This window comes from Leisingera sp. F5, from assembly GCF_001593695.1.
Genome location: NZ_LUKH01001058.1, coordinates 1 through 1,314, shown reverse-complemented (window position 1 = coordinate 1,314; position 1,314 = coordinate 1). Strand labels below are relative to the sequence as shown.

3 protein-coding genes are annotated in these 1,314 nt (G+C 63.2%); 2 read left to right on the top strand and 1 reads right to left on the bottom strand.

Translation table 11 applies throughout. The features are described 5' to 3' along the window. Positions 1–209: HisA/HisF-related TIM barrel protein (locus A2I95_RS38830; protein ID WP_291737715.1), on the top strand; the 209-nt coding region annotated here is incomplete at its 5' end. Between the two features lie 11 nt (positions 210–220). Continuing rightward, entirely contained in the window at positions 221–538 is a 318-nt protein-coding gene (locus tag A2I95_RS38825; RefSeq protein WP_291737714.1) for a phosphoribosyl-ATP diphosphatase, read from the top strand. Positions 539–824: 286 nt separating this feature from the next. On the opposite strand, the gene A2I95_RS38820 is transcribed toward A2I95_RS38825, so the two are convergent. Continuing rightward, positions 825–1,295, bottom strand: coding sequence for a CoA-binding protein (locus A2I95_RS38820; RefSeq protein WP_291737716.1), 471 nt, complete (start codon positions 1,293–1,295; stop codon positions 825–827). Between the last annotated feature and the right edge of the window lie 19 nt (positions 1,296–1,314).

The following is a 1,314-nucleotide window of genomic DNA, read 5'->3' as shown; positions in this document are numbered from 1 at the left end:
TGCCGCTGACCAAGGCTATTTCCGATGCGGTGGACGTACCGGTGATTGCCTCGGGCGGCGTCGGCAACCTGGATCACCTGGTGGAGGGCGTGACCAAAGGCGGCGCAAGCGCGGTGCTGGCGGCCTCGATCTTCCACTTCGGGGAATACACCATCCAGGAAGCCAAGAACCACATGGCCGCCGCCGGCATTCCCATGCGGCTGAACTGAAGGGGCATGTGATGAGCCTGCTGCACGATCTCGAAGCCACCATCCTCTCGCGCAAGGGCGCTGATCCGGACAGCAGCTGGACCGCCAGGCTGCTGGCCAAGGGACCGGAGAAATGCGCCGAGAAATTCGGTGAGGAAGCCATCGAGGCCATCATCGAAGCGGTGAAGGATGACAAGGCGGGGCTCGCCTCAGAAGGGGCCGATGTGCTTTATCATTTCCTGGTGATGCTGGCCGCCCGCAATGTGGCGCTGGACGATGTGCTGCAGGTGCTGGCGGAACGCCAGGGCCTGAGCGGCGTCACCGAGAAGGCCAGCCGCCGCAAGAGCTGACCCCCCTCCTGCGGCCGCGGATCAAGGCAGGCGCAACCTCCGCGCGCCAGCGCGGCTTGCCCTTGACGCGCATTCGGAAAACACAATCAGAAAGGCCCTTGAGGGCAGGGCTCCGCCCGTTCGCGCCTGATTTGATCTCCCGAATCAATTCCTAGACGGCCCTCACCCTCTCAAGGGTCTCACAGCAAAACCTTCTTCTTGCGCCGCGCAGCGGAGCCCGGCCCAACCGTGGAGGCCGCCCCGAAGGGTGCAGGAATGGGCGGGAGCACCTCCGCCCCGCGCCCCCTCAAAGTTTCGAGGATATGATTCCGGTGGCGAAACCGCCGAACCGCAACTCTCCGAACAAACGCTGATATTCGATCTTGGGACAGCGGTTCTGGATCACCGTCACACCGCGCGCCTCGGCCTTGGCAGCAGCCTCAGCATGTTGCACCCCGATCTGCATCCAGATGGTCTGCAAGTCAGGAAACATTTCCAGCGCCTCGTCCACAATCGGCGGCACCGCTTCGGAGCGGCGGAAGATGTCGACCATATCCACCGGGGCATCGATATCAGAAAGACTGGCCCGCACCGTCTCGCCAAACAACATCTTGCCAGCATGGCCGGGGTTCACCGGAATCACCCGGTACCCCTTAAGGCCCAGATAGCGCGCCACGTAATAGCTGGGGCGCACCGGGTTCATCGACACGCCGACAACCGCCACCGTCTTGGCCCGCTGCAGGACCGCTTGCAGATGCTTATCACTGTATTCTGTCATGCCGCGCACCCTAGCTGCG